This is a genomic window from Bradyrhizobium brasilense (assembly GCF_029714345.1).
Taxonomy (GTDB): Bacteria; Pseudomonadota; Alphaproteobacteria; order Rhizobiales; family Xanthobacteraceae; genus Bradyrhizobium; species Bradyrhizobium australafricanum.
The window spans coordinates 5977826-5998631 of the sequence record NZ_CP121669.1 but is presented as its reverse complement, the minus strand read 5'-3'; the positions used below and the strand labels follow the sequence as shown (position 1 = coordinate 5998631).

20 protein-coding genes are annotated in these 20806 nt (G+C 64.9%); 7 read left to right on the top strand and 13 right to left on the bottom strand.

Annotation, left to right across the window (positions count from 1 at the left end):
• Positions 1-29: 29 nt before the first annotated feature.
• From QA635_RS28185 to QA635_RS28145, 9 genes are all read right to left on the bottom strand, one after another.
• Positions 30-830 carry a DUF3298 and DUF4163 domain-containing protein gene (locus tag QA635_RS28185; RefSeq protein WP_425249058.1) on the bottom strand — a complete coding sequence of 267 codons (801 nt, stop codon included), beginning with the start codon at positions 828-830 and terminating at the stop codon, positions 30-32.
• A gap of 35 nt (positions 831-865) precedes the next feature.
• A complete protein-coding gene (scpA, locus tag QA635_RS28180) occupies positions 866-3022 on the bottom strand; it encodes a methylmalonyl-CoA mutase (protein ID WP_283062705.1) in 2157 nt (718 codons plus the stop codon).
• 55 nt (positions 3023-3077) lie between these two features.
• Positions 3078-3548, bottom strand: coding sequence for a GFA family protein (locus QA635_RS28175; RefSeq protein ID WP_057015646.1), 471 nt, complete (start codon positions 3546-3548; stop codon positions 3078-3080).
• The gene (locus tag QA635_RS28170; RefSeq protein WP_283062703.1) at positions 3545-5419 is read right to left on the bottom strand and encodes a methylmalonyl-CoA mutase family protein; all 1875 of its coding nucleotides are present in this window, start codon (positions 5417-5419) and stop codon (positions 3545-3547) included. Before QA635_RS28170 ends, QA635_RS28175 begins: the two co-directional genes overlap by 4 nt.
• Before the next feature lie 105 nt (positions 5420-5524).
• Positions 5525-6016 (bottom strand): 2-amino-4-hydroxy-6-hydroxymethyldihydropteridine diphosphokinase, encoded by a 492-nt coding sequence (gene folK, locus QA635_RS28165; protein ID WP_283062702.1) that lies wholly within the window; start codon positions 6014-6016, stop codon positions 5525-5527.
• Between the two features lie 6 nt (positions 6017-6022).
• Positions 6023-6403, bottom strand: a complete 381-nt coding sequence (gene folB, locus QA635_RS28160; protein WP_016842351.1) for a dihydroneopterin aldolase — start codon at positions 6401-6403, stop codon at positions 6023-6025.
• Complete coding sequence (folP, locus tag QA635_RS28155; RefSeq protein ID WP_425249057.1) at positions 6400-7239, bottom strand: dihydropteroate synthase; 840 nt, start codon at positions 7237-7239, stop codon at positions 6400-6402. The genes folB and folP overlap by 4 nt, the downstream gene beginning before the upstream one ends.
• A 105-nt stretch (positions 7240-7344) precedes the next feature.
• Positions 7345-7752 (bottom strand): DUF4332 domain-containing protein, encoded by a 408-nt coding sequence (locus QA635_RS28150; RefSeq protein WP_018270650.1) that lies wholly within the window; start codon positions 7750-7752, stop codon positions 7345-7347.
• 56 nt (positions 7753-7808) lie between these two features.
• Positions 7809-8174 (bottom strand): hypothetical protein, encoded by a 366-nt coding sequence (locus tag QA635_RS28145; RefSeq protein ID WP_016841849.1) that lies wholly within the window; start codon positions 8172-8174, stop codon positions 7809-7811.
• A gap of 339 nt (positions 8175-8513) precedes the next feature.
• On the opposite strand from QA635_RS28145, the gene QA635_RS28140 reads away from it, so the two are divergent.
• From QA635_RS28140 to QA635_RS28130, 3 genes are all read left to right on the top strand, one after another.
• Complete coding sequence (locus tag QA635_RS28140) at positions 8514-10136, top strand: helicase HerA-like domain-containing protein (protein WP_283062696.1); 1623 nt, start codon at positions 8514-8516, stop codon at positions 10134-10136.
• Between the two features lie 95 nt (positions 10137-10231).
• Positions 10232-11632, top strand: coding sequence for a M20/M25/M40 family metallo-hydrolase (locus QA635_RS28135; RefSeq protein WP_283062694.1), 1401 nt, complete (start codon positions 10232-10234; stop codon positions 11630-11632).
• A gap of 112 nt (positions 11633-11744) precedes the next feature.
• Positions 11745-12281: an REP-associated tyrosine transposase gene (locus QA635_RS28130; protein ID WP_283062692.1), complete on the top strand. Its 537-nt coding sequence runs from the start codon at positions 11745-11747 to the stop codon at positions 12279-12281.
• 152 nt (positions 12282-12433) lie between these two features.
• Here the strand turns inward: QA635_RS28130 and QA635_RS28125 are convergent, their stop codons facing one another.
• Together QA635_RS28125 and QA635_RS28120 are read right to left on the bottom strand one after the other, a co-directional pair.
• Entirely contained in the window at positions 12434-13213 is a 780-nt protein-coding gene (locus tag QA635_RS28125; RefSeq protein ID WP_028331642.1) for a class II aldolase/adducin family protein, read from the bottom strand.
• A 147-nt stretch (positions 13214-13360) separates the two neighbouring features.
• A complete protein-coding gene (locus tag QA635_RS28120) occupies positions 13361-15010 on the bottom strand; it encodes a glycosyltransferase family 39 protein (RefSeq protein WP_028331641.1) in 1650 nt (549 codons plus the stop codon).
• 339 nt (positions 15011-15349) lie between these two features.
• Here QA635_RS28120 and QA635_RS28115 point away from each other — a divergent pair, with 339 nt between their 5' ends.
• Both QA635_RS28115 and QA635_RS28110 read left to right on the top strand, forming a co-directional pair.
• On the top strand, positions 15350-16243 hold the full coding sequence (locus QA635_RS28115; protein WP_283062689.1) for a DUF308 domain-containing protein: 894 nt from the start codon (positions 15350-15352) through the stop codon (positions 16241-16243).
• A gap of 176 nt (positions 16244-16419) precedes the next feature.
• Positions 16420-16833: a Ros/MucR family transcriptional regulator gene (locus QA635_RS28110; protein WP_057015640.1), complete on the top strand. Its 414-nt coding sequence runs from the start codon at positions 16420-16422 to the stop codon at positions 16831-16833.
• A gap of 4 nt (positions 16834-16837) precedes the next feature.
• On the opposite strand, the gene QA635_RS28105 is transcribed toward QA635_RS28110, so the two are convergent.
• Together QA635_RS28105 and QA635_RS28100 are read right to left on the bottom strand one after the other, a co-directional pair.
• Positions 16838-17269 (bottom strand): SufE family protein, encoded by a 432-nt coding sequence (locus QA635_RS28105; protein ID WP_141343262.1) that lies wholly within the window; start codon positions 17267-17269, stop codon positions 16838-16840.
• Between the two features lie 144 nt (positions 17270-17413).
• The gene (locus QA635_RS28100; RefSeq protein WP_092079496.1) at positions 17414-17794 is read right to left on the bottom strand and encodes a DUF5330 domain-containing protein; all 381 of its coding nucleotides are present in this window, start codon (positions 17792-17794) and stop codon (positions 17414-17416) included.
• Between the two features lie 412 nt (positions 17795-18206).
• Here QA635_RS28100 and QA635_RS28095 point away from each other — a divergent pair, with 412 nt between their 5' ends.
• Positions 18207-20039, top strand: coding sequence for a PAS domain-containing sensor histidine kinase (locus QA635_RS28095; RefSeq protein WP_283062685.1), 1833 nt, complete (start codon positions 18207-18209; stop codon positions 20037-20039).
• Positions 20032-20772, top strand: a complete 741-nt coding sequence (locus tag QA635_RS28090) for a peptidoglycan-binding domain-containing protein (protein WP_283062683.1) — start codon at positions 20032-20034, stop codon at positions 20770-20772. Before QA635_RS28095 ends, QA635_RS28090 begins: the two co-directional genes overlap by 8 nt.
• The last annotated feature ends 34 nt before the right edge of the window (positions 20773-20806 follow it).

The following is a 20806-nucleotide window of genomic DNA, read 5'->3' as shown; positions in this document are numbered from 1 at the left end:
AGACCGGTTCAACCTGACTTCATCATGCTCTAGTCTCGATCGTCCGTATCGCCCTTCGGCCGCGCGCCGGCGAAGACTTTCGCACCTTCCGCCGTCAGATACGGCTTCAGCGTCTCCCACGGAACGAAGATGACATACTGGCCTTCGGCGTAGGGGCCGACGGCGTAGGGCGGGTAGTGGAAGGTGAGGCCAGAACTCTTGCCTGACACGGTCGACGGCGCCAGCGTCACGGCGCCGATCTTGAGCAGGGTTGGCTTCAACTCCTTGTACCATTCGGCAGTTGCGGTCTCGCCGGCGCCGCGCCGCTTCTTCTCGGCGTTGAGCGCGCTGACGATGGCCTTGCGCATCGCCGTCAGAGTCGGGCCGTTGTCCGTCGTCTCGGTGAAGAAGGGACGGATGCTGATGCGCTTCTTCGCCGTGGTGTCCCACAGGATGGTGTTGACGTCGGAGTTCGGATGCGCGCCGTGGGTGTCCATGTAGTCGTCGCGCAGCACGCTCACATAGCGGCCGTCGACGACAGACCGCTCCGAGTATTTGCGTTCGAACGAGTAGCCGCCGCGGTCTCTGAAGAGCTCAGGCTCATCCTTCCGGGCGGACGCCGCCTCGGCCGCGTTCTTGTCGATCCATTTCCTGCCCTCGCCGAGGCAATCGGCCGCCAGCGCGCTGTCTGCCTTGATCTTGTCGTCGAGATAGACGCTCGCCTCGATGTTCGCGTTCTTGGTCGTGGCGTCGGGTTTGGGGTCGGCGGCGCGCGCGGGAAGGCAAAGGCACGCGAGCACGCTGGCAAGACCCATGATGCGGACAGGCGTCATCGAGCGAGCGGCGCGCATGGAAAGCTCCTGAAAGGAGAGCGTATACGGCAGCGCTACTCCGCCGCCGCGCTATGGCCGAGCCGGGCGTTGAGCTTGTGGATCAGCTCCTCGGCGGCATCCGAGATCACCGTGCCCGGCGGGAAGATCGCCTCGGCGCCGGCGGCATACAGCGCGTCGTAATCCTGCGGCGGCACCACGCCGCCGATGATGATCATGATGTCGTCGCGGCCATGTTTCTTCAGCGCGGCCTTCAATTCAGGCACCGCGGTGAGATGCGCCGCGGCGAGCGAGGAGACGCCGAGGATGTGGACGTCGTTCTCGACCGCTTGCCGCGCAGCTTCGTCGGCGGTTGCGAACAGCGGTCCGATATCGACGTCGAAGCCGACGTCGGCAAAGGCGGATGCGATCACCTTCTGGCCGCGGTCATGGCCGTCCTGGCCGATCTTGGCGACCAAGATGCGCGGGCGGCGGCCCTCGGCCTCCTCGAACGCATCGATCAGGGCCTGCACTTTTTCGACCTTGTTGGACATCGCCGCTGCCTCTCGCTTGTAGACGCCGGTGATGGACTTGATCTCGGCGCGGTGGCGGCCGAACACCTTTTCCATGGCGTCCGAAATTTCGCCGACGGTGGCCTTGGCGCGAGCGGCGTCGATCGCCAGCGCCAGCAAATTGCCGTTGCCTTCGCCCGCCGAGCGCGTGAGGGCGGCGAGCGCCGCATCGACGTCCTTCTGGTTGCGCTCCTTCTTGAGCCGCGCCAGCTTGTCGATCTGCAGCCGACGCACGGTGGAGTTCTCCACCTTCAAGACGTCGATCGGCTTCTCGTTCTCGGGCTTGAACTTGTTGACGCCGATCACCGCCTGCCGGCCGGCATCGATCCGCGCCTGCGTCTTGGCGGAGGCTTCCTCGATCCTGAGCTTCGGCACGCCGGCCTCGATCGCCTTGGCCATGCCGCCGAGCGCCTCGACCTCCTGGATGTGCCCCCAGGCCTTCTGCGCGAGATCGCGGGTCAGCCGCTCGACATAGTAGGAGCCGCCCCAGGGATCGATGATGCGGTTGGTGCCGCTCTCCTGCTGCAGGAACAATTGGGTGTTGCGGGCGATGCGCGCCGAGAAATCGGTCGGCAGCGCCAGGGCCTCGTCGAGCGCGTTGGTGTGCAGCGACTGGGTGTGGCCTTGGGTTGCCGCCATCGCCTCGATCGTGGTGCGCATCACGTTGTTGAACACGTCCTGCGCGGTCAGCGACCAGCCCGAGGTCTGGCAATGGGTGCGCAGCGACAGCGAGCGCGGATCCTTCGGATTGAACTGCTTGAGCAGCTTGGCCCATAACAGCCGCGCGGCGCGCATCTTGGCGACTTCCATGAAGAAGTTCATGCCGATCGCCCAGAAGAACGAGAGGCGAGGGGCAAAACGATCGACGTCGAGGCCCGCGGCAAGCCCGGCGCGCAGATATTCGACGCCGTCGGCCAGCGTATAGGCGAGCTCGAGGTCCTGCGTCGCGCCGGCCTCCTGCATGTGGTAGCCGGAAATGGAAATGGAATTGTATTTCGGCATCCGCTGCGAGGTGTAGGCGAAGATGTCCGAGATGATCCGCATCGAGGGCGCCGGCGGATAGATGTAGGTGTTGCGCACCATGAACTCTTTCAGAATGTCGTTCTGAATGGTGCCCGACAGTTTCTCCGGCGGCACGCCCTGTTCCTCGGCGGCCGCGACGAACAGCGCGAGGATCGGCAGCACCGCGCCGTTCATGGTCATCGACACGCTCATCTGGTCGAGCGGGATGCCGGCGAACAGCGTGCGCATGTCGTAGATGGAATCGATCGCGACGCCGGCCATGCCGACGTCGCCGGAGACGCGGGGATGATCGCTGTCATAGCCGCGGTGGGTGGCGAGGTCGAAGGCGACCGACAGGCCCTTCTGTCCGGCGGCGAGGTTACGGCGATAGAACGCGTTGGAATCCTCGGCCGTGGAGAAGCCGGCATATTGCCGGATGGTCCAGGGCTGGTTGACATACATGGTCGGGTAGGGGCCGCGCAGATAGGGCGCGATGCCGGGCCAGGTCTCGAGGAAGTCGATGCCTTCGAGATCGGCCTCGCCGTAGACGGACTTCACCGGGATGCCCTCGGGCGTCAGCCACGGCTCCGCGCTCGCAGCCGGGGCCGTGGTGGCCACGGGCTGGAAGGCGACATCGGCGAAATTGGGAATGCGGGTCATTCCTGGGCTTCCTCAAACTGGCGATTGCGTTCGATCAATCGCTGTAGCTTCTAACTCAATCATGGTCCGGATGCTGATGGCTGACGATCGTCGCCATCTTGTCCGGTCCGTAATTCTGCATCGTGGTCTGGCTCGGCAGGTTGGCGATGCCGACCACCCAGCCGTGGCGGGACTCGGTTCCGAATTGTTGCGTCGGTATCACCCGGTCGGGCCGATCGAAGGCGCCGGTCATGATCTCGATGCGGGGCCCGTCGATGCGGCGGAAGCTCAGGGGCGTTCCGCAGGCCGCGCAGAAGTCGCGCTCGGCGATCGAGGAGGACCTGAACGCGGCGGGCTTGCCGCGGGTCCATCTGAAGTCGTTGCGATCGATGTCGGCGAAAGAGGCAAATGGCGCGCCGGACGCCTTCTGGCACATTCGGCAGTGGCAGATGCTGATCCGGGTCGGTGCCGCCGAGACGGCAAATCGGACGGCGCCGCACTGGCAGCCGCCGGTCAGAACGGGTGTCGATGGTGCCTCTGCGCTCATGTCTGCTCCATCTGCCGATAGGCGTCGCGCAATGTCGCCAGCGCATCACCGCCGGCGAAGACGAACTCGCCGATGCCGGCCGCCCGCAGCGCCGCTTCCTGGTCGGCGGGCCGCCCTGCCAGATAGATATGCCTCGCACCGGCGCCTTGAAGGGCCCTGGCGGCCTCACTGGCGCTGGCGGCATAGACCTTATCCGAGGAACAAATGCACGCCATCGCCGCGCCCGAGGCCTTGTAGGCCGCGGCCAGCGCCGCCGCGTCGGCAAAGCCCTCGCTGTCGATGGCTTCGATTCCGCCGGTTTCGAAGAAACTCTTGGCAAAGGTCGCGCGGGCTGTGAAGTCCGCGGCGGTGCCGAGATTGGCCAGGAATATCGTCGGCCGTGCGCCATGCGCCCTGAGCGCGGCATCCGACTTGTCGCGCAGCGCCTCGAACGGCTCGGCGAGCCGCATCGGCGCGAGGGCGTCGAACTTCACCTTGGCGCCGGCGAGGGACGCCGGCGCTGATGGTTTCACATCCAGCACCGCGGGGGCGGCCTCGCGCAGATCCGGAAATTCGCTGGCGCCGGTCAGCACGTCGCGGCGCTTCGCCACATTGGTCTCGCGCAGCAATCGCGTCGCGGCGACCTTGTTTTGCAGCAGCCCCTGCTCGAGCGCGGCGAAGATGCCGCCGGCCTTCTCGATCTCCCGGACCAGCGTCCACGCCGCCTCGCAGAGTTGCGCGGTCAGCGTCTCGATGCCGCCGGCGCCGGCCGCGGGATCGGAGACCTTTGCCAGGTTGGATTCATCGAGCAGCACGAGTTGCGTGTTACGCGCCACGCGCCGGGCGAAGTCGTCGGGCAGGCCGAGCGCCAGCGTGTGCGGCAGCACCGTGATCGCATTGGCGCCGCCGAGCCCGGCCGCAAAGGTCGCGATCGTCGCGCGCAGCATGTTCACATTGGGATCGCGCTGGGTCAGCATCCGCCAGGCGGTTTGCGCGTTCACGAAGATCGGCCTCGGCGCAAGCCCGCAGGCCTGCTCGACCCGTGCCCAGAGCAGCCGCAGCGCGCGGAATTTCGCCATGGTCAGGAACTGGTCGGCATCGGCGCTGAGGCGGAACGAGATGCCCGCGCGCGCCGCATCGAGATCGATGCCGGCGCCTTCCAGCATGCGCAGATAGGCGAGGCCCAGCGCGAGCGTGAACGCGAGTTCCTGCACCTCGGAGCCGCCGGCATCATGGACTGGCCGGCCGTCGGCCAGCACGAACGGTCCCTTGAAGCCGCGCTTGATCAGGCCATTGACGACCTGGCCGAACGACTTTTCGTAGTTGGGCCAGGCGATGGCCGCAGCACCGCGCACGGCCATGGTGCTGAGCGCCTGGTAATTGAAATGCAGGTCGAGCTTGGCCGGGTCGAGCTTGCGGGCCTCGACCATGTCGGCAAAGGTCTCGCCGGCGTTCTCGCGGCCGATCACCGGGTTGAGCGCGATCATGATGCCGGCATCGAGATGGACGCCGCCGCAGGCGCGCGCCAGCGTCTTCTTGCTGGCATCGGCAAGACCGAAGCCGCGTGCGCCAGGACCGCCGGCGAACTCGAATTCGAGGCCGGTCGCGCCGTTCTCGAGATCCTGCAGCGCCTGCGCATTGGCCTGTGCGGCATCGGGATGATCGACCCGCTGCAGGATCTGCCAGGGTGCAGCGGCGGCGCGGCCGGCAAGCGGGCTTGAATTGGTGGCGCGGCGGTAGATCGGATCGATCTTCAGGCCGTCATAGGTCTTGCCGACCAGCTTCTCGAACGGGGCGCCCTTCAGCACGCCGTCGACCAGCTTGCGCCAGTCGTCATAGGTCGCAGGTCGAAAATCCGAAGCCAGAGCCAAATCGTCAGTCGAGGTCGTCATCCGCCCAAATCGTCCTTCACCGGCCCCGCGAGGGGCCCCTTGATTTGGCCGGAAATTGCCACGGGCGGGCGGCCAAGCCAAACGGTTGTTTGCCGTGGTTTGGCTTTAATCGAGGTCCGCTAGACGGAAAATACCGTCGGCGGAGACCTTCGCCAGCGCATCGGCGACGCGGCGCCCGGCGATGACGCGGTCGGGAACGATCTCGGCGAGCGGCACCAAGACGAAGGCGCGTTCGAACAAACGCGGGTGCGGCAGCGTCAGTTCCGGCTTGTTCAGTGTGACGTCGTCATAGGCGATCAGGTCGAGGTCGAGGGGGCGCGGCCCCCAGCGCTGCTCGTTCTTGCGGTCGCGGCCGAATTTGGCTTCGATCTTGTGCAGCGTGAACAGCAGCGCGTGCGGATCGAGACTGGTCTCGATCTCGATGCAGGCATTGATGAAGCTGTCCTGCTGCTGCTCGCCCCAGGGCGGCGTCGAATAATCCGACGAGCGTGCGATAAGCGCGGCCTGGGTCATGCCGCAGATATTGGCGATCGCCTTGCGAAACGTGGTGCGGACGTCGCCGACATTGCCGCCGAGGGCGATCAGGACGTCAGCCATCGGCGTTCACCCCTGGGGCGGTTGATGGCGCGAGCGGGTCAGCACCACGCCGACATCGTCGAAGATCGCGGCGATCGGCGCGTGCGGCTTGTGCACCGTGACCTTGACCGCCCGGATGCGCGGAAAACTCGCCAGGATGTCCTCGGCCACCGCGCCGGCGGCGCGCTCCAGCAGCTTGTAGTTGGTGTTCTTGAATGCCGACGTCGCGGTCGCCACCACGTTGGAATAGGAGACGGTGTCGGAGAGGCGATCGGTGCGCGAGGATTCCGAGAGGTCGGTATAGAGCTCGAGATCGATGACGAAGCGCTGCCCGACTTCGGTCTCATGTTCCATCACGCCATGACGGGCATGGATGACGATCCCGGTGATGAAGATCGTATCGGTCATTGCTGTCCCTCGATTGCTGCGGCCACGCGCAGCGCCTGAACGGTTTCGACGACGTCATGCGCGCGGATGATGCGGGCGCCATTCTGCGCGGCGATCAGATGCGCCGCGATCGAGCCGCCGATCCGCTGTTGCGGCTCCGACGGCACGACCGTGCTGATGAAGCGCTTGCGCGAGGCGCCGACCAGCAGCGGCAGTCGGAACGCGTCGAACTCGGAGAGCCGCGCCAACGCGATCATGCTCTGCTCAGGGGTCTTGCCGAAGCCGATGCCGGGATCGAGCACGATCCGGTCGGGCGAAATGCCGGCGCTCGCGGCGATCGCGAGCGAGCGCTCGAAGAAGGCGGCGATGTCTTGCATGATGTCGATCGCCGGATCGGCCTGCTCGCGATTGTGCATGATGATCACGGGCACGCCGCGCGCGGCGACGAGCGGCGCCATGCCGGCATCGCGCTGCAGGCCCCAGACGTCATTGGCGATGACAGCGCCCTGGTCGAGCGCCCAGGCCACGACCTCCGATTTCATACTGTCGATCGAGACCGGCACTCCAAGGGCGATCACGTCGGCAAGCACGGGCTTCAGCCGCGCCATCTCGGCCTCGGCGGTGACCGGCTGCGAGCCGTAGGGACGGGTGGATTCCGCGCCGATGTCGATGATATCGGCGCCCTCGGTGACCAGCTTGCGGGCCTGTGCCAGCGCCTCTTCGGGTGCGGCGAACTGGCCGCCGTCGGAGAACGAGTCCGGCGTCACGTTCAGGATGCCCATCACGGCCGGATAGGGCCGCGACAACAGCGCCGGCAGAACCGCCGATACGGCCGGGCCGGTCACCGTCGATGCCATGGGCTTGCTCGCCATCATGCGGTGGCTTTGCGCTGACCGCAGCGGCAAGTCAAGGTGTGGCGCTGACGGGTGACGCGGCCCGCGGCTGAATGCCGTTAAGACAGGCTAATAGGTGATCTTGGGAGGCAGCTTGCGTGCCTCTTCGATCAGCAGCTCGACCGACTTCTCCGACGGCATCACGCGGACGAGCTTACGCCGCACATTGGCGTCCTTCATGCTCTGCGCGAGCCGCGACGGGTTGCGGTGCGCGAGCTCGCGCACGGTGGTGACGCCGGCGGCGCGGACCAGGCCGACCTTCGCCTTGCCCATGCCGGGAATCCGCATGTAGTCGGAGATGTTGGCCCATTCGAGCAATTGTTGTTCGCTGATCCCGGTCTTGGCGGCGAGCGCCTTGCGTCCCTTGACGGTGCGGGCGGCTTCAAGCAGTGCGTCGGTCGTGCGGATACCCTGCGATTTCAGTTTGGTGGCGCAATAGGCGGACAGGCCTTCGATCTCGGAGAGGGGGTATGTCATGATACTCGTATGCAGGTAGAAGGGAGCGCACGTGCAATGGCGTTTGGGAAAATGCTTCAGGCAAACTGGCTGAGGCCCGGTGTCCCCGAGATGATCTCGCCCATTTGATCCGCTCCGATTTTGTCGCGGCCGAACCTGAAAAGTTCACGCGCGACGTTCTGAATCTCACTCATGCTCAATCCAAGCGCCATCAGCCGGGTGCCGACAGCCATCAGACCGCCACCCATCAACCGCGATAGACCACCGCTGTTGTTGGAGGCGGCGATTGCCGCTTCGGCGCCGGGGATTTGGTCGATCAGAGCCTGAACTTTGTCGGAAGGTCCCTCGTTACGGAGGAAACCCAGAACGATGCCGATGGTTTTTTCAGCGACAGCACCGTCGATGCCGGCCTTCGCGGCCAGCTGCCCAACCAATTCGTCCATATTGCCCCGCCTCAACCGGTTTTTGCCGGATCATTCTTGAAGATTTATCTTGAGCGCCTGTGTCACGAAATACAAGCGATCCGCGCATTTCAGTTCGTTTTCTTTTTCGATCGCGTCGGGAGTGTTGCACCTCTGCAAGATTGAGCGGCGGATTCACACCATCTTGTCGCAATGCGCAATGCCTTTCGTCACTTGGCCGGGAATAAAGTATGAGGAACTGGTGGAGCGACAATATACATCAGTGCGCGCCGATGGTTTCAATCGACCTGCAAGATGCAATATGATGTCATCGGTTCGAATGGATCGAGCCGATTTAAAATCGCGTTAAGAGGCGAAGCGATGGCGACGTCCGACACCAAGTTGGCCGACACCGATGAGAAGATCTTTATCGGAAAGGGCGAGGAAACAGCCTGGCTGACGCTTGCGCTGGCCAACCGCCACGGCCTTGTGACCGGTGCTACCGGAACCGGCAAGACCGTCACGCTACAGGTCATGGCTGAAGGATTTGCGCGCGCCGGCGTTCCGGTTTTCGCAGCCGACATCAAGGGCGATCTTTCCGGTATCTCCGAAGTCGGCGAGGCCAAGGACTTTATCCTGAAGCGCGCCAAGGAGATGGGCCTGACCTTCCAGCCGGATCAGTTCTCGACCGTATTCTGGGACGTGTTCGGCGAGCAGGGCCATCCGGTGCGCGCCACCGTCACCGAGATGGGACCGCTGTTGCTCTCGCGGATGCTCGATCTGAACGACGTGCAGGAGGGCGTGCTCAATGTTGCCTTCCGTGTCGCCGACGAGAACGGCCTCACACTGATCGACATGAAGGACCTGCGGGCGCTGCTGGATGCGATCGCCCCGGACGGCAGCAGGAAGGCTGCCGACGACGAGGAGGATCCGCTGGCGCCGATCCGCAAAGCGGCACAGAGCTACGGCAATGTGTCCAAGGCGACCGTCGGAACGATCCAGCGTCAGCTCCTGGTGCTCGAGAACCAGGGTGGCGCCAAGTTCTTCGGCGAGCCGGCGCTGACGCTGAAGGATTTCATGCGGACCGACCGCGACGGCCGCGGCATGGTCAATATCCTGGTCGCCGACAAGCTGATGCAGAGCCCGCGGCTTTACGCCACCTTCCTGCTCTGGATGCTTTCGGAATTGTTCGAGGAATTGCCGGAGGCCGGCGACCTGCCGAAGCCGAAGCTGGTGTTCTTCTTCGACGAGGCGCATCTCTTGTTCACCGACGCGCCGAAGGCGCTGATGGACAAGATCGAGCAGGTGGTGCGGCTGATCCGCTCCAAGGGCGTCGGCGTCTATTTCGTCACGCAGAATCCGATCGACGTGCCGGACAAGGTGCTGGCGCAGCTCGGCAACCGCGTGCAGCACGCGCTGCGCGCCTTCACGCCGCGCGACCAGAAGGCGGTTGCCGCGGCCGCACAGACCTTCCGGCCCAATCCGAAGCTCGACACCGCGAGGGTGATCATGGAGCTCGGCAAGGGCGAGGCGCTGGTGTCGTTCCTCGAGGGCGGCGGCACGCCGTCGATGGTCGAGCGCGTCATGGTGCGCCCGCCGTCGGCGCGGATCGGGCCGATCACGCCGGAGGAGCGCAAGGCGATCATGGATGCGAGCCCGGTCAAGGGCAAATACGACACCGCGGTTGACGCCGAATCCGCCTACGAGATCATCCAGAAGCGGCTCGCCGGGACGGCGGCGCCGGCGGACGGCAGCGGTGGCGGCGAGGGGGGCGGCATCCTCGGCCAGCTCGGTTCGATCGCGTCCACGATCTTCGGCACCAACGTCAAGCGCGGCCGCATGTCGACCGGACAGGTGATCGCGCGCAGCGTCACGCGCTCGGTGACCGACAAGGTGATCGGCGGCGTGGCCGCCGATCTCGGCAAATCGCTCGGCGGTTCGGTTGGCGGCTCGATCGGCCGGGCGCTGGTGCGCGGCGCTCTCGGTGGATTGCTGCGCAGATAGCATCGCGCCGGTCGGCCGAAGCGGGAGACCGGCTTTGCCTCCCGCGGCCGGCGCGCTACAACCTGGCGCAACGTCCAACAAAAAGGATATCCGCGATGTCCAACGCCAAGCTGCAGCCCGTCCTCGACCGCATCGACGCCGATTTCGACAACAGTCTCGAGCGGCTGTTCACGCTGCTGCGGATCAAATCGATCTCGGCCGATCCGGCCTTCGCTGATGACTGCAAGGCGGCTGCCGATCATCTCGCCAAGGATATCGCAACCCTCGGCTTCAAGACCGAAGTGCGGCCAACCGCCGGCCATCCGGCCGTGGTCGGCAAGCTGAACGGCTCGAGCGACGGACGCCCGCATGTGCTGTTCTACGGCCACTACGACGTGCAGCCGGTCGATCCGTTGAATCTCTGGCACCGTCCGCCGTTCGAGCCTGTCGTGACCGACCATGCCGACGGGCGCAAGATTATCGTCGCGCGCGGCGCAGAGGACGACAAGGGACAGTTGATGACCTTCGTCGAGGCGTGCCGTGCCTGGAAGACGGTGACGGGATCGCTGCCGGTCGACATCACGATCGTCATCGAGGGTGAAGAGGAGATCGGTTCGAAGAATTTCGTGCCGTTCCTCGAGGCGAACAAGGACGACCTCAAGGCCGACTTCGCGCTGGTCTGCGACACCGGCATGTGGGACCCGAATACGCCGGCGATCACCACCTCCTTGCGCGGCCTGGTCTATGACGAGGTCAAGATCAAGGCCGCCAATCGCGACCTGCATTCCGGCGTGTTCGGCGGCGGCGCGCAGAACCCGATCCGCGTGCTGACGCGGATCCTCGGCGGCCTGCATGACGAGAATGGCCACATCACCATCCCGGGTTTCTATGACGGCGTGAGGGATTTGCCGCCGGATATTCTGGCCCAGTGGAAGCAGCTCAATCTGACGCCGGAGAGCTTCCTCAAGCCGATCGGCCTCTCGGTGCCCGCCGGTGAAAAGGACCGGCTCCTGATCGAGCAGGTCTCCTCGCGCCCGACCTGCGACATCAACGGCATCGTCGGCGGTTATACCGGCGAGGGCTCCAAGACGGTGATCGCGGCCGAGGCGTCAGCGAAGGTCTCGTTCCGCCTGGTCGAGGGACAGGATCCCGAGAAGGTCCGCAAGGCGTTCCGCGATTATGTGAAGGCGCGCCTGCCGGCCGACTGCAAGGCCGAGTTCACCGACCATTCCAGCGCGCCGGCGATCGCGCTCGACTGGAACATGAAGCCGCTGGCAGCCGCGCGCCGCGCGCTGACCGACGAATGGGGCAAGGAGGCGCTCTTGATCGGCTCCGGCGCCTCGATCCCGATCGTTGCCGATTTCAAGCACACGCTCGGTCTCGACAGCGTGCTGATCGGCTTCGGACTCGACGACGACAACATCCATTCGCCGAACGAGAAGTACGACCTCAAGAGCTACCACAAGGGCATCCGCTCCTGGGCGCGGATCCTGGCGGCGTTCGGCGACGCCAAATAGCGCGCATGCGCACTGCACGTAAAAACGCCGCCCGGAATTGGGCGGCGTTTTGATTCGGATGTAGGATGGGTAGAGCGAAGCGAAACCCATCGCTTCTTCATTGCGATCAGTCATGGTCACCTATCGTCGTAATTTCATTGCTGGAGGCAGTTTCTTCTTCACGGTCAATCTAGAGGACCGGCGTCTGCGATTGCTGACGGACCACATCGATCAACTGCGCGCCGCCTTCCGTGAAACGCGCGAACGGCATCCTTTCACGACCGAGGCGATTGTCATTCTGCCCGATCACCTCCATGCAGTTTGGAGCTTGCCGGAAGGTGATGCTGACTTTGCGACGCGCTGGAGGCAGATCAAATCGACATTTTCACGAAGCCTTCCGGTCGGCGAACTCATTTCGGGTAGCCGAGCGGCCAGGTCGGAACGCGGCATCTGGCAGCGACGCTACTGGGAGCACACGATCCGGGATGAAAGTGACCTCACTCGTCACATCGACTACGTGCACATCAATCCACTCAAGCACGGCCTCGTGAAGCGGGTGAGGGACTGGCCGTATTCGTCGTTTCATCGCATGGTCAGGCTCGGAGTCTACCCAGAGGACTGGGCTGGCGACGGGGAGAGAACGGATGGAACGTTCGGTGAGCGGTCTTGATGCTGAGGCGTGATGGGTTTCGCTGCGCTCTACCCATCCTACGGGTCTCGGCCAGGCCCCCGAACGTAAAAACGCCGCCCGGAATTGGGCGGCGTTTTGATTCGGTAGTGCAGAGGATGTTGGCCGATAGCCTACCCGGAGATTGTGAAATTTCAATCACGGTAGCCGGGATTGACCCGGTCGAGCTTGCGCAGCAGCGGCGGCCAGACCAGCTGGGTCGAGCGCAGCTCGGCGCGGTCCGGGTTGGAAAGCAGCTCGGTGTTCTTGTCGATCGCATGCTGGTCGACCGGATAGGCGATCGGTCCGAGCGCGCGGGTCGCCACCTGCATCGAGCAGGCGCGCTCCAGATGGTACATCCGCTCGAACGCGGAGGCGACGGAGCGGCCGACCGTCAGGGTGCCGTGATTGCGCAGCAGCATGTGGTTCTTGCTGCCGAGATCGCGCTGCAGGCGCGGGCGCTCGTCATGATCGAGCGCGATGCCTTCATAGTCGTGATAGGCGAGGTCGTGGGTGACGAGCTGCGCGGTCTGGTTCAGCGGCAGCAGCCCGTCGGGGCCGCTCGACACCGCGGTGCCGTCGACGGTGTGCAGATGGAGCACGCAGCCGGCGTCCTCGCGCACCTCGTGGATCGCCGAATGGATGGTGAAGCCGGCCGGGTTGATGCTGTAGTCGCTCTTCGAAAGCTGGTTGCCGTCGAGGTCGACCTTGACGAGGCTCGACGCGGTGATCTCGTCGAACATCAGCCCGTAGGGGTTGATCAGGAAGTGATGCTCGGGCCCCGGCACGCGGGCGGAGATGTGGGTATCGACCAGATCGTCCCAGCCATAGAGCGCGACCAGCCGGTAGCAGGCAGCAAGATTGATCCGCTGCTCCCATTCCGCCGCACTCATATCCGACGGCACTTCCTTCAGGCGCGCTTCCGCTGGCGACATGGCCGATTGCTCCATTGATGGCGTTATTGCTTGGTCCAAGCGTAGCGCCGCCGCCGGACCGCAGCAAGGCAGGGTAACGGCGTGACAGTTATGTCGGCATGCGGCCCACGATCCGAACGGCGATCGTCAGTGGGCCAGTCTGATGCGTTACGGCGCCGGGATCGCCAGCAGGCTCGAGATGCTGCGGCCGCGGATGTCATAGACGCGGGCAAACACGACGTCGTCGCGCTTGATCTCAACCATGACCGGCGCGGCCAGGCCCTTGCAGTAGAATTCGCCGAGCGTCATCGCGAAGTCGGCGGCATTGCTGTCCCATCCGATCGTGAAATCAGGGCCGAGCGCGACCTGCGCGGGGCGCTGCGGTCCGCACACCGCGACCTTCCACTTGCGGTTCTGCGGCGGCACTTCCTGCCGCTCCGCCAGCTGCTCGCGCAGCCCATCGGATGCCTGCTTCAGCGCCAGGCCCCAATAGTCCAGCATGAAGAAGTTGTCCGCGGTGCGCACCGTGCCGGCGATGTGGTTGAAGTGCGTGTACTGATACGGATGCAGGCGGATCATTTCGCTGAGCGGCAGCAAGAGGCCGAACGCGAACATGGCGAGCGCCGCGGGCTGCCAGGCCCGGCGGTTCTCGCCGAGCCAGTCCATGCCGCGCGCGAATGCGACGCCGGCCAGCACTGTCATCGGCGGAATCACGAAGATGAAGTGACGGATGCCGTTATAGAGCGCCGGCCGCTTCACCATCGCGATCACCAGCGGCAGCGTCGCCGCCAGCGTCAGCATCAGCATGATCGACTTGCGCTTTGCGGTGACGTCGTAGCGCGACAGCGACATCAAGGTGATGACGACGGCGGCGGCCAGCAGCACCAGTAGCACTTCGGGAAGCTGCAGCGCGAACAAGGTAGGCAGATAGGACCACGGCATGTCCGGCACCGACACCAGCGCGCCGTCGAACATCTCCTTCCACGGTTTCTCGAAGAAGTGCGAGAAATAGGTCACCGCTTCGAGCGGGTGTCCGGGCTCCATGATCGACCACGGCCAGATCAGGCCCATCACGAGATAGCCCAGCACAAGTCCCGGCAGCAGCACATAGACGACATGGGCAAAGCGGTGGGTCGCCTCGCGCGGGCCCTGCTTGCGGAATTCCTCGATCAGGAGCGGGACGAAGCCGACCACGGCGTAGATCAATGCGAGCCCGCCAAGCACGCGGCAGCCGATCGACAGGCCTGCCCCCAGGCCGACGATCAGGATGGTGCGCGGCGAGGGCGCCGGATATTCCTCGATCAGGCGGACCAGGCCCATGATCAGGACCACCATCGCCACGGCGAACGGCGCATCCTTCGGATTCATGAACATGTGGCCGTAGAAGGTCGGGCACAGCGCCAGCAGCAGCAGCGCCGCCAGTCCCGCCAGCGGGCCGCCGACGCGGCGTGCCAGGCGCCAGGTTACGGCAAGGCCGATGACGCCGACGATCGCGCCGAGCAGGCGGCGCGTCTCGAACAGTTCGAGCGGAATGATCTTGTGCAGCAGGGCCGCGGCCATGTCGAAGCCGCCGCCGTACATATACAGATTGGCAAACGACAGCGCGCCGGTGTCCTTGAACCCGGACTCGTACATGCGCAGCAGGAGGTCGGCATATTCAGCGTGGGTGTAATCGTCCCAGCCCAGACCGTAATCGCGGAACGTCAAGCCGGCGACCACGGCGACCACGCCGAGGACGAGGACAGCGAGATCGTCGCAGGTCTTCTCCACCGAGCGCCGCGCAGGCGCCTCGAGGGCAGACGTCGTAATCGATGACATAGCTAGTGATACCGGCGTGCCTGTGGCCCAGATTGGCGCTTTAGGGCCTCATTCCCCGGCATCCATAGCGCAGTTCCGTTTCCGAGTAATTGGTAATTGTGGCGTAATTTCCCAGATGCGTTGCAATAAATTGGCAGCAATTCGTAGCCAGTAAATCTACGGGAGCTGGCTGCCCGACAGCCACTGCGGCCGCGGTGAAGCAGCGCATCGCGGCTTGGTTAAGCGGGATTTTAGGGAACTCTGTCTACAATTGGCGGTTGGCGGTGTGGGCAATATGACGGTATCGTGGCGTTGGTGGCCCGCGCCGATTTTCGGTCGGGTCTCCCGGGGGTTAGTTCGATGAAGGTTGGTCTGTTGGTCGTCGGCGCGGGCCTGGTCGTGGCGGGCTTGGCGGCGGTCGGCCTCGGAATTCCAAACAAGGAATTCAGCGTCGGCGGCACGTTGATCGCAACAGGCGTGACCGGCGCATGTACGGGCGTGATTGTTGTGGCCCTTGCCGCCATCCTTCGCGAACTCCAGGCCATGGGCGACCGGCTCGATGCCGTCGTTGCCGTGGGTCTGCGGTCCGGGTCGCCGTCTGCAACTTCCCCGCGCGGCACTCCCGACGATCCGGTGTTCCCACCGCCTGAGCCGAAAGTCTCAGCGCCTCCGCCGCTGGCTCCAGCGTTCCCGCCATCCGCTCCCGCGGCACCGCCGCCCTGGCACGACGAAATCGCCTCGCGCGGCGCATCAGGCGAGGTGCCGCCGCCCGCACCGGCCGCCGCGCCCGCGGATGGCGCTGCGCCGCCCAAGCGGCGCAATCTGCTGTTCTCCTCCTCGCGCAAGGAGCGCGAGCGGAGCCAGGGGCGTGCCGCCGAGCCGCTCACGCCGGACATGTTGTCGCCGGAACTGCGTCCGAATCCGGGCGGTTCGGCCGAACCGGCGCCGGCAACCTTCGACGATGCCTGGCCGAGGGCCGACCGGCCGCGGTCGGTCGACGTCGCCACGCGGCGCGGCCCCCGGACGCCATCGACCTTCGGCGAGGCCCAGTCGGCCGCCGCCGCCTCGCCGTCATCGGGCCATCCGCCGCCGCCCCAGGAGCAGCCGCCGGTGACCGTGCTCAAATCCGGCGTCGTCGACGGCATGGCCTATTCGCTCTATTCGGACGGATCGATCGAGGCGCAGATGCCCGAGGGCATGATGCGATTTGCCTCGATCGACGAGCTCAGGTCGCATCTGGAGCAGCGGCCTTAGATCCGCGCCAATACTTGCGCGCAGCCGGCCCGAAGCCGGAAACGCGGCCGTTGTTGTCAGATTTGCTGCAATTCGTGCATATTCGCAAAGTAGTACGCGATTCCATTAATGTATTGCTGCGCATGGATACTGTCCGGTGGGCGCCGGGCTGTCGATAGCACGGGGAAGATTGAGCCATGTCCGATACGTCAGGCAAAACGCCGGTCGAGCTGACCGCCAACATCGTTTCGGCCTATCTCAGCAACAATCCGACGCCGGCCTCGGACATTCCGAACCTGATCAGCCAGGTCCACTCCGCCTTGCTGCGGGTGTCGAGCGGACGCAACGACACGCCGAGCGAGCCGGCCAAGCCTGCGGTGTCGATGAAGAAGTCGATCACGCCCGAATATCTGGTGTGCCTCGAGGATGGCAAGCGCTTCAAGTCGCTGAAGCGCCATCTGCGCACCCAGTACAACATGACCCCGGAACAGTATCGCGACAAATGGGGCCTGCCGGCCGACTATCCGATGGTGGCGCCGAACTATGCGGTGGCGCGCTCGCAACTCGCCAAGAAGATGGGCCTCGGCCAGCAGGCGCGGAAGCGGAAATAGGAGATTACGCGGCGGACGCCAGCGCCTCGCGCGCATCGTTCCGGATGCGGTCGACCATCGAGCGCAGGCCGTTGGAGCGTTGCGGCGTCAGATGGTCGCGGAAGCCGAATTCGTCGAACAGCGCGAGCGCGTCGGTGCCGAGGATTTCCTTGGGCGTTTGCCCGGAAAACAGCGTCAGCACGATCGCGACCAGGCCGCGCACGATGTGGGCGTCGCTGTCGCCGATATAGATCAGGCGCGGTTCGCCGTTGGCATCGCGCTCGATCCGCTTCGACAGCCAGACCTGGCTGACGCAGCCCTGCACCTTGTTCTCGGCCGAATGCTCCGCCTCCGACAACGGTTCGAGCGTGCGGCCGAGCTCGATGACATAGCGGTAACGGTCGTCCCACTCGTCCAGCAGCGCAAAATTGTCCCTGATTTCGTCGATCGTCGTCATCGTGGCCCGCGTCCTGTCCTTGACGGCTTATATAGGAAGGCGGGCCGCGAAAGCGATGAAAATGGAACCGGTTCCCGGCTGTTTTGACGCGTTTTCTTCGCGCGAACCGGTGCCTGCCTCGCTCGACAGCGCCTTGGTTTCCGCTCACGGCGTCGGCGGCAGGCGGAATTCGATCGACTGATCCTCTGCGGTCAGCGTGTCGCGGAACGCGGTGGCTGAATCGGTATCGTCCTGGCCGATCGAGCCGGTGTGATCGGGTGGCTTCTTGTCGGTGATGATCTGGTAGAGCTTGCGCGCGCCGTCGGTTGCGCGCTGGCCGATTGCGGTCGCGGCCTGGCCGCCGACCTCGCAGGCGGACGGCTGGCGCTTGCAGAACTGACCCATGTCGTTGATCGTCGCGGTCGCGGCCGACACCGCATCCGACGCGCTGATCTGCGGCGACTTGTCCGCTTCGGGTGTTTTGTCTCTCGGCAGCAGCACGAGCACAAGCCCGAGCCAGAATGCCAAACGCAGCAGGAAGAACATGGCGCGATCCCGGTCGTCTGTCTTGTCTTGCTTCTTGCGCGGTCGATGCCGCTATTGGCCTTGAGGGTTAGCATCGGTCGATAAATCGGAAGTATCTGCCTTGAAGTAAATCCGCCGAAAAATCGCGGAAAATTCGCCTGAATTGATTCGCCGTAAATTTTCGATTGATGGCGGCCGACGCGTGCCGGATGCGCAGGATTCGCCGCGTCCACCATTTCGAAACCATAGAATGTCGCATCCGGAAACCAGCCGTTCACCATCCCCGACAAATGGCCGGTGAATAGCGGGTCAAACCCTCTCCAATGCACGGTGTTTGGCGGCAGGCCGCCCAGCCTTAGCGTTCGCTTAAGTTCGCTCTGACACGTTGACCTGCAATCACGAAGGAGGCGTTCCGGCGCGTCTGAGTTGACGATTGAGCCGAAGCGCGAGTGCTGTGAGTAGTTTGAGTCTGATCCGCGATTGCCTAGATGCGCTGCTGCATCCGTCGGCGCAATATGATGCGCTGACGCGTGCGCGCCATCGTGCCTTCATGGCGCCGCGGCTGCTCGGCAGCCTGGCGGCGCTTGCCTCGTTCCCTGCCTTTCTTGCGATGCGCGGTGCGCCGACGGCGATCGAGGTCGCGGCATTCGCCTGGCTGATCGCGCCGATTCTGCTGTCGTGGTTCCTGTCGCGCACCGGCCGCTATGAAGGCGCGCATGTGCTGTCGTCGCTGGCGCTCGCCGGTCTCGTGATGATGATCGCGGCGACGACCGGCGGCATCGCCTCGTTCGCCGCCGTGTGGCTCGTCGTCATTCCGATCGAGGCGGCGCTGTCGGCCTCGCGGCGCGTGGTGGCGTTTGCGTTCGCGCTGGCGATGATCTGCGCGGCGCTGTTGAGCGTGCTCGGCCATTATCATGTGCTGCCGGTCGTCGATCCCGCGGTTGCTTCGAACAGCACGCTGGTCGGTTTCGGCGTCGTGTCGGCGATCTTCTACGCCGCCGGGCTCGCGTTCGGTGCGGAGTCGCTGGCGCGCACCAGCGTGGCGCTGCTCTATGTCGAGGAAGAGCGCTACCGCCTGCTCGCGCATAACATGAGCGACGTGCTGTCGCGGCACAGCCGCAACGGCGCGGTGCGCTTCATTTCGCCCGCGGCCGAGAATATGCTCGGCGTGCCGGCATCGCGGCTGCTAGGCCACGGCCTGTTCGACCGCGTTCATGTCGCTGATCGCCCGGCCTATCTCACGGCGCTGTCGGACGCCGCCCGCGGTGACTCCCGCAGCGTCGAGTTCCGCGTGCGCCGTGACGGTGCGCGGGGCGAAGCCGTCGCCGAATTTATCTGGGCCGAGATGCGCTGCCGCCCGCTCGATCAGGCCGCCGCCGATGCCGAGGTCGTCGCGGTGATCCGCGACGTGACCGATCGCAAGGTGCAGGAGCAGGCGCTCGAACAGGCGCGCAATGTGGCCGAGCAGGCCGATGCGTCGAAGACGCGCTTCCTGGCCACCATGAGCCACGAACTGCGCACCCCGCTTAACGCCATCATCGGCTTCTCCGAGATGATCGCGCAGGAAGACGTGCTCGGCCTCGACGTGGCCCGCCGTAAGGAATACGCACAGCTGATCAACGATTCCGGCCAGCATCTGCTGTCGGTCGTCAACGGCATCCTCGACATGTCGAAGATGGAGTCGGGGAATTTCGAGATTTCGCCGGAGCCGTTTGCGCCGCGGCCGGCGCTGCTCAATTGCTGCAATCTGGTGGCGTTGAAGGCGCGCGAGAGCGGCGTCGACCTCGTCACCCGCGTGCCCGACGATCTGCCGATCGTGAACGGCGATCCGCGCGCGTTCAAGCAGATCGTGCTCAATCTGGTTTCCAACGCCATCAAGTTCACCGAGCGTGGCGGCAAGGTCACCGTGTCGGCCGGCGTCGAGGGATCGCGGCTGGTGCTGCGTGTCTCGGACACTGGCGTCGGCATCGCCGCCGATGATCTCAAGCGGATCGGCGATCCGTTCTTCCAGGCCGGCAAGACTTATCAGCGCCGCCACGAGGGCACCGGTCTTGGTCTTTCCATCGTGAAGGGGCTGGTCGGCCTGCACCACGGCGAAATCAATGTGGAGAGCAAGGTGGGCGAGGGCACCATTGTGTCGGTCGCGCTGCCACTGGCGTTCACCCCGCCCGCCGCCGTCGAGCCGTCCAGCAACGTCTCGACCCTGAAGCCCGCGCTGCGTTCCGGACTACAAGAGCAAACCCATCAGGTGAAGAAGAGTGCCTAGACAGACTTTGGATGACGATGAAACGCCGCGCCGTCGCCGCGGCGCCAAGGCAGTAGCCATCGCGGCCGAGGAGGAACGTGGCCTCGTCCTGCGCCTGCTGCTGCACAGTCCGAAGGATCTGGTTGCCGGCGTGCTGGCGACGTCTGCCATCGTTGCGATCCTGATCAATGCGCTGTTCCTGCAGGCCGGCCGTCATCCGTCGCCGATGTTCGGCGGTTCGGTGGTCACGCTGCCGCCGCCGGCCCCGGTTGCCGCGGCCACCAGCCCGATACCGCGCCCGCGTCCGGCCGAGGCGGCTGCCCGATCGGCCGAGCCCGTCGACGTGAAGCCGGTGGAGACCAAGCCGGCCGAGACCAGGTCCGTCGAAGCCAAGCCAGCAGAACCCAAGGTCGAGGCCAAGCCGGTCGATCCGATGGCCAATCTGGTGCTGAAATCGACCACCGCGCCGTCGGCCGCCGCACAGTCCCCGGCCGCTGCACCGTCAAACGTCGTTCGTCCGCCGGCACCGATCCCGACCGCGCATCTGAGCCCGGCCGGAAAACGCATCGCCGCGGTCCAGCGTACACTGACCGAGTATGGCTACGGCCAACTCAAGCCGACCGGCACGATCGGCGCCGACACCCAGCACGCGATCGCGAAGTTCGAGCGTGCCCGCAAGCTGCCGGTGACCGGACAGATGTCCGATCGCCTGGTGCGCGAGCTCGGCGCGATGATCGGCCATTCGATCGAGTAGTCGTCTCTCTGCGAAGGCATTGACGTCTTTGAGA

What these genes read in the sequence shown, in the direction of transcription:
- folP (WP_425249057.1), bottom strand. Translation starts at nt 7,239, where the DNA reads ATGGCATCGACGGTGACCGGCCCGGCCGTATCGGCGGTTCTGCCGGCG.
- QA635_RS28130 (WP_283062692.1), top strand. Translation starts at nt 11,745, where the DNA reads ATGGTCACCTATCGTCGTAATTTCATTGCTGGAGGCAGTTTCTTCTTC.
- scpA (WP_283062705.1), bottom strand. Translation starts at nt 3,022, where the DNA reads ATGACCCGCATTCCCAATTTCGCCGATGTCGCCTTCCAGCCCGTGGCC.
- QA635_RS28110 (WP_057015640.1), top strand. Translation starts at nt 16,420, where the DNA reads ATGTCCGATACGTCAGGCAAAACGCCGGTCGAGCTGACCGCCAACATC.
- QA635_RS28170 (WP_283062703.1), bottom strand. Translation starts at nt 5,419, where the DNA reads ATGACGACCTCGACTGACGATTTGGCTCTGGCTTCGGATTTTCGACCT.
- QA635_RS28125 (WP_028331642.1), bottom strand. Translation starts at nt 13,213, where the DNA reads ATGTCGCCAGCGGAAGCGCGCCTGAAGGAAGTGCCGTCGGATATGAGT.
- QA635_RS28115 (WP_283062689.1), top strand. Translation starts at nt 15,350, where the DNA reads ATGAAGGTTGGTCTGTTGGTCGTCGGCGCGGGCCTGGTCGTGGCGGGC.
- QA635_RS28145 (WP_016841849.1), bottom strand. Translation starts at nt 8,174, where the DNA reads ATGGACGAATTGGTTGGGCAGCTGGCCGCGAAGGCCGGCATCGACGGT.
- QA635_RS28150 (WP_018270650.1), bottom strand. Translation starts at nt 7,752, where the DNA reads ATGACATACCCCCTCTCCGAGATCGAAGGCCTGTCCGCCTATTGCGCC.
- folB (WP_016842351.1), bottom strand. Translation starts at nt 6,403, where the DNA reads ATGACCGATACGATCTTCATCACCGGGATCGTCATCCATGCCCGTCAT.
- QA635_RS28185 (WP_425249058.1), bottom strand. Translation starts at nt 830, where the DNA reads ATGCGCGCCGCTCGCTCGATGACGCCTGTCCGCATCATGGGTCTTGCC.
- QA635_RS28175 (WP_057015646.1), bottom strand. Translation starts at nt 3,548, where the DNA reads ATGAGCGCAGAGGCACCATCGACACCCGTTCTGACCGGCGGCTGCCAG.
- QA635_RS28135 (WP_283062694.1), top strand. Translation starts at nt 10,232, where the DNA reads ATGTCCAACGCCAAGCTGCAGCCCGTCCTCGACCGCATCGACGCCGAT.
- QA635_RS28105 (WP_141343262.1), bottom strand. Translation starts at nt 17,269, where the DNA reads ATGACGACGATCGACGAAATCAGGGACAATTTTGCGCTGCTGGACGAG.
- QA635_RS28100 (WP_092079496.1), bottom strand. Translation starts at nt 17,794, where the DNA reads ATGTTCTTCCTGCTGCGTTTGGCATTCTGGCTCGGGCTTGTGCTCGTG.
- QA635_RS28120 (WP_028331641.1), bottom strand. Translation starts at nt 15,010, where the DNA reads ATGTCATCGATTACGACGTCTGCCCTCGAGGCGCCTGCGCGGCGCTCG.
- folK (WP_283062702.1), bottom strand. Translation starts at nt 6,016, where the DNA reads ATGGCTGACGTCCTGATCGCCCTCGGCGGCAATGTCGGCGACGTCCGC.
- QA635_RS28140 (WP_283062696.1), top strand. Translation starts at nt 8,514, where the DNA reads ATGGCGACGTCCGACACCAAGTTGGCCGACACCGATGAGAAGATCTTT.